Origin of the sequence: Megasphaera sp. DJF_B143 (assembly GCF_900320625.1) — a bacterium.
Lineage (GTDB): Bacteria > Bacillota > Negativicutes > Veillonellales > Megasphaeraceae > Megasphaera > Megasphaera hexanoica.
This window is the reverse complement of record NZ_ONTA01000261.1, coordinates 1-5244: the sequence shown is the minus strand read 5'-3', so window position 1 is coordinate 5244 and position 5244 is coordinate 1. Positions and strand designations below refer to the sequence as shown.

Here is a 5244-nt window from a genome sequence, read left to right as displayed (position 1 = left end):
GGAGCCATTGCAATTACTATATTTATGATTGTACTGACTAATATGACCGGCTTGCCATCTATTCCTTTTTTAACGGTTAATGGTGTTATATTTGGCCTGCTGCCGGGCATTGTCATTTCCTGGATAGGGGAAGTATTAGGAAATATTCTGGGATTTGTCATCATGCGGACCGTGCTGAGGGATAAGGCACGCAAACTAGTGGAACGCAGCCATCTGACAGAAAAACTGGATAAGTACAGTACGATAAAGACGATAGCATTGGCCCGGGCTATACCGTATTCACCGAATCTGGTCATTACGGCAGTGGCCTCGATGAGCCGCATCAGTTTTGCCAATCATCTGGTAGCTACCATTATAGGCAAAGTCCCTTCCGTCATCGTTGAAGTATGGCTGGGGCATGACTTATTGAAATTTGGACAGTACGGTGGCCGGATCATCATATGGGCAACGCTGATTCTGACAGTTTATTATGCATACAGGCAGTATAAGAAAAGATAGAAGGGGTGCAGATGGAACGAGCTTTTGCGTTAGTACGGATGGATGAGAAGCATCCGCATTGGCAGATGGCTGTTTCCCGCAGAGGAAAGCTATATCATCGGGCAGATGATTTCCGTACAGAATTTGGCCGGGATTTTACGCGCATCATCCATTCAACTGCTTATAGCAGACTGAAACATAAGACACAGGTCTTTTTTACGACAAAAAATGATCATATTTGTACGCGTATCGAACATGTCAATCAGGTCGCTTCAGTCAGCGGGACAATCGGGCAATATTTGGGGTTGAATACGGAATTGATACAGGCTATTGCCAATGCTCACGATCTGGGACACTCTCCTTTTGGTCATCTGGGAGAACGGGTTTTACGGCAAATCAGTGAGAAAGAACTGCATGAAACATTCTGGCACGAAAAACAAGGCTTGCGTGTAGTTGATGACATTGAAACACTACTTGACCCCGAAGGAAGAACTTCTAATTTGCTTTTAACATATGCTGTGCGTGATGGTATTATCTGTCATTGCGGAGAAGTACACCAGACCGTTTTACGTCCGCGGAAAGAGGCCATTGATTTAGAATCTATTCAGCGCCCTAATGAATTTGAACCTTATACATGGGAAGGCTGTGTTGTCAAAATCGCTGATAAAATCGCTTATCTCGGACGCGATATAGAAGATGCTGTACGGCTCCATATTCTGACGGAAGATGGATATCCTTTGCAGGAGCTTAAACAAGAATTAAATGGGCATCTTCATGCTCATTTGCCGTCTGTCAGTAATACGGCTATTATGTATCCCCTTATTACCGATTTGTGCAAAGAAAGTTCTCCGGATAAGGGCCTGATCCTGTCCCAGAATCATCTTAACCTGATGCATTGCGTCATGAAATTTAATTATCAGTATATTTATCATAATAAAAGGCTGGAAGTATATCATTCCTATGCCCGCTTGATCCTTGAGTCGATTTATGGAATTTTAAAAGAATGTTATGCTGGTGAAAAGACATTGGACAATATCCGGCTTCTGCAAGAGGATTATCCTACTCTGGGAAAACATTTTTTGGAACGGATGCGAAAATTTTCCGATATAGGCCGTCATATTGCAAAAAAAGATAAATTCGGAAATAGTTTTGGCAATACAATTATCTATCATATTTCCAATTCAGAACAAGATTACCGACGGGCCTGTATTGACTATATTGCCGGTATGACTGACACGTATGCGGAGAAAATATTTGATGAACTGACTACTTTTTGACGATATCTATTTCACTCTAAATGTGATACAATAAGAATTAGCCTGCCAATGGCCTATTATGGATCATAAGAGAATAATAAATGAACAGGCAGGGAAATACCGGTTATTTTCAGGAGGATGTATTCATGAGAGAACTTCCAAAAGCAAATGAAATTTGGCTTCATTTCAAGGGTGGAAAATATCAGATCATTACCCTTGCCGAACATACGGAAACAGGTGAAAAATTTGTTATTTACAAGGCTTTATCGGGAACGATGAAAACCTATGCCCGCCCGTTGAAAGATTTCATGAGTGAAATTGATAAGGAAAAATATCCTAAGGCAGAACAAGATTACCGCTTTGTAAAAAATGCCTGAGAACGGTCTTGTGGTGACCTGGATTTTGATAAAAAAGCCCCTGACACTGACAGGCTGCAGGTACGGAAAACCGGACTTTTCGGCTTGGCTTTTGAAAAGCAGAGTGACAGGGGAAGGGGACTCTATGTGGTACTGATGGATAATAATGTAAGAAATCAGGCCATTAAACACAAACGGAGCTGCAACGAGATGAGCTTATTTGCCCATGTTGTTGCAGCTCCGTTTGCTTTAGGGGGATTGGGAAAGTGATGTAAGAAATCAAAGGGGAAACTCAGGTGTTATTTGATGTCGATTCTCTGACTGGCCTGAATCGCATCAGGATCCTGCTTAGGCAATGTAATAGTCAGAACACCGTTTTCAAAGGAAGCTTCGATGCCGTCGCGCTGGATGTTACGCACGACGAATTGACGGCTATACACAGTATTAGTACGTTCTTTACGGATAAAATGACGTTCTTCTTTTGCCGGAGCTTTGCTGCTCTTTTCAGCAACGTCACTGTTGTTGGAAATTTTCTGGTCATTAGTATTCGCTTCTGGAGATTTTTCTTCCGTTTCTTCTTTGTGTTGGGCTCCGATAGTCAGAATATCATTGGCATAGGTGATGCTGATATCCTTTTTGGTCATACCCGGTAAATCTGCTGTCAGAATATAAGCTTTTCCTGTATCTTCGATATCAACTTTTGGCAGTTTTACTTGTGTTTCTGCTGTTGGCTGGAACAGACCGTTAAAGAAATTATCAAATGTACTGTCAGGAAATGCAAAATCAGTGCTTACTGGAAATAAGTTTCTCATAATATAAAACCTCTTTTCTTAGGTGAATATGTAATAGTAATGACGATGTAGACTTTTTATCCTTTAGTTCTTTTGACCTTTAAGGCTCTAGAACCATCTTCTTTCTGTCTACGCCTATAGTATATTCCTTGTTAGCCATCATGTCAATAGAGTGCTAATAAAAATTATTAAAATTTCAACAAAACTATCCATTGACAAGCTGTAGGAGTTTTGGTATACTTGCAATGTTGAAAACAAAGCAGAAGCTGTCCGCCTCTCACCTTACATGACTGAAATTGTTACTAAGGTAAAATGATGTATACTGATACAGACGGATAGCGCATGCTTTCCGTTCTTTTTTTATGGAGGTGAACGACGATTAGTAAGGAATTACGTATCAACGATCAAATCAGAGCCCGCGAAGTCCGTGTGGTAAGCGACAATAATGAACAGCTGGGAGTCATGTCCCTTCGTTCTGCCCGGCAGATTGCCGAAGAACGGCACCTTGATCTGGTGGAAGTAGCGCCTAATGGCAGACCGCCTGTATGCCGTATCATGAATTACGGCAAATATCGTTACGAACAGCAGAAACGGGAAAAAGAAGCTAAAAAGAAACAAAAAATCCTGACGTTGAAAGAAGTTAAACTTCGTCCCAATATTGAGGATCACGACTTCTATGTCAAGATGAAAGCAGCGCAGCGCTTCTTAGGGGAAGGCAGCAAAGTCAAAGTTACGATTATGTTCCGCGGCCGCGAAATGAGCCACCCGGAACTGGGCGAAAAATTATTGATGCGTTTTGCTGATGAACTGAAGGACGTTGCCCATGTAGAAAAGGAACCTAAAGTAGAAGGCAGAAACATGACCATGGTCATCGCTGTCAACAAAGCGAAGTAAGAGGAGGATATATATTATGCCGAAATTAAAAACCCGCCGTGCTGCGGCCAAACGTTTTACTACTACTGGTACTGGTAAATTCAAACGGATGAAACCGTACAAGAGCCACATTCTGGAATCTAAATCCCCGAAGCGCAAACGGAATCTGAGAAAAGCAGCACTGGTTGCCAAAACGACGGTCGATGCTGTTCGTAAAATGTGCCCCTACATCTAAGGGTATACTCACGTAGTTAACATAGAGATTTGGAGGAAATGAATCATGGCTAGAATTAAAGTTGGCGTTACTGCACACGCTCGTCATAAAAAAATCTTAAAGATGGCTAAAGGCTATCGTGGAACACGTTCCCGCCTTTTCAAAAAAGCAAATGAAAGTGTCATGAAGGCTCTGTTTTATGCCCGTCGTGACCGTCGTGCCAAGAAACGTGAATTCCGTAAACTCTGGATTGCCCGTATCAATGCGGCAAGCCGTGCAAATGGCATGAGCTACAGCCGGTTTATCTATGGCCTGAATAAAGCCAATGTCATCGTTGACCGCAAAATGCTGGCTGACCTGGCTGTTAATGATGCTGCTGCCTTTGCCAAACTTGTTGAAGTAGCAAAAGCTCAGTAAAATATAAGCATATCTTACTGGTATTTCATGCAAGCAACCCCGCTCTACATAAGCAGGGTTGCTTTTTATTTTAATAAATATTTTTCCAGATCGTCAGGAAGAGAAGCGGACGACCGGGTGACATAATAGCTGCTTACGCGGGGCGGGGCAAAATCGAGGAGCGGGACCGAACGGAGAATTCCTTGTTCCAGGTCATCTTCTACCAGACTGTGGGGAAGAAAGGAATACCCCAGACCTTCTGCCAGATATTGGGGCAATTTAGTGCTGTTGTCAATTTCCATAGGAAACCGGTGGTGCCTGGGAAATAAGTCCTGGATGTAGAGGCCGACTCCCTGAAGCGCAAAGTTACAGAATAAGTAGTCTATCTTTTGCAGGTCATCTTTGCGTATGCCCCTGGCATAGGTTGTATCTGCGCTGCTGCAGACTAAATCCAACGTGTCTGTGCGGTATAATTTGCAGATAATGCCATCCCGGTATAGGGCTGAATACGTAAATACTACATCTAATAAGCCGTCCTGGAGGCTGCGGAGCATTTCAGGCGTATGGCTGATGGTAATGTTCAGGGATACGGCTGGTTTCCGTTTCATATAAGCGCGGATACTTTTTTGAAGATGGCATTCATAAATCGTATTTGTTGAACCGATGTGGATTTTTTGGGCAAACGTGGAACTGCTCTGCAAATCCTGGAAAGCCGTGATTTCTAAAGCGATAAATCGTTGGGCGTAATCGAGAAATTTTTCTCCTGCCGGGGTTAGTTCTACCTGCTTATGATTGCGGACGAACAGGGATTTGCCCAATTCGGTTTCTAAATCACGGATGCGATTGGTTACGGTGGATTGGGCGACAAATAATTGTTGTGC

8 protein-coding genes are annotated in these 5244 nt (G+C 42.8%); 6 read left to right on the top strand and 2 right to left on the bottom strand.

Features of this window, described 5'->3' with window-relative positions:
• From DBO31_RS07735 to DBO31_RS07725, 3 genes are all read left to right on the top strand, one after another.
• On the top strand, window positions 1-498 hold a 498-nt coding region (locus tag DBO31_RS07735), incomplete at its 5' end, for a TVP38/TMEM64 family protein (protein ID WP_234995435.1).
• A gap of 11 nt (window positions 499-509) precedes the next feature.
• Window positions 510-1754 (top strand): deoxyguanosinetriphosphate triphosphohydrolase family protein, encoded by a 1245-nt coding sequence (locus DBO31_RS07730; protein ID WP_113854984.1) that lies wholly within the window; start codon window positions 510-512, stop codon window positions 1752-1754.
• Window positions 1755-1879: 125 nt separating this feature from the next.
• Entirely contained in the window at window positions 1880-2110 is a 231-nt protein-coding gene (locus DBO31_RS07725; protein WP_059076984.1) for a DUF1653 domain-containing protein, read from the top strand.
• A gap of 278 nt (window positions 2111-2388) precedes the next feature.
• Here the strand turns inward: DBO31_RS07725 and DBO31_RS07720 are convergent, their stop codons facing one another.
• Window positions 2389-2901 carry an Hsp20/alpha crystallin family protein gene (locus DBO31_RS07720; protein ID WP_059076965.1) on the bottom strand — a complete coding sequence of 171 codons (513 nt, stop codon included), beginning with the start codon at window positions 2899-2901 and terminating at the stop codon, window positions 2389-2391.
• Window positions 2902-3258: 357 nt separating this feature from the next.
• Here DBO31_RS07720 and infC point away from each other — a divergent pair, with 357 nt between their 5' ends.
• Genes infC through rplT form a run of 3 tightly spaced genes read left to right on the top strand, consistent with a single transcriptional unit; the run spans window position 3259 to window position 4384 of the window.
• Window positions 3259-3774 carry a translation initiation factor IF-3 gene (infC, locus tag DBO31_RS07715; protein WP_072235734.1) on the top strand — a complete coding sequence of 172 codons (516 nt, stop codon included), beginning with the start codon at window positions 3259-3261 and terminating at the stop codon, window positions 3772-3774.
• Between the two features lie 16 nt (window positions 3775-3790).
• On the top strand, window positions 3791-3988 hold the full coding sequence (rpmI, locus tag DBO31_RS07710) for a 50S ribosomal protein L35 (protein ID WP_059076967.1): 198 nt from the start codon (window positions 3791-3793) through the stop codon (window positions 3986-3988).
• A gap of 45 nt (window positions 3989-4033) precedes the next feature.
• Window positions 4034-4384: a 50S ribosomal protein L20 gene (gene rplT, locus DBO31_RS07705; protein ID WP_059076968.1), complete on the top strand. Its 351-nt coding sequence runs from the start codon at window positions 4034-4036 to the stop codon at window positions 4382-4384.
• Window positions 4385-4449: 65 nt separating this feature from the next.
• On the opposite strand, the gene DBO31_RS07700 is transcribed toward rplT, so the two are convergent.
• The coding region (locus DBO31_RS07700; RefSeq protein WP_150824856.1) for a LysR family transcriptional regulator at window positions 4450-5244 on the bottom strand (795 nt) is incomplete at its 5' end.

Excerpts from the sequence above, each read along its gene's own strand:
- DBO31_RS07730 (WP_113854984.1), top strand. The coding sequence starts at position 510 with ATGGAACGAGCTTTTGCGTTAGTACGGATGGATGAGAAGCATCCGCAT.
- DBO31_RS07725 (WP_059076984.1), top strand. The coding sequence starts at position 1,880 with ATGAGAGAACTTCCAAAAGCAAATGAAATTTGGCTTCATTTCAAGGGT.
- DBO31_RS07720 (WP_059076965.1), bottom strand. The coding sequence starts at position 2,901 with ATGAGAAACTTATTTCCAGTAAGCACTGATTTTGCATTTCCTGACAGT.
- rpmI (WP_059076967.1), top strand. The coding sequence starts at position 3,791 with ATGCCGAAATTAAAAACCCGCCGTGCTGCGGCCAAACGTTTTACTACT.
- rplT (WP_059076968.1), top strand. The coding sequence starts at position 4,034 with ATGGCTAGAATTAAAGTTGGCGTTACTGCACACGCTCGTCATAAAAAA.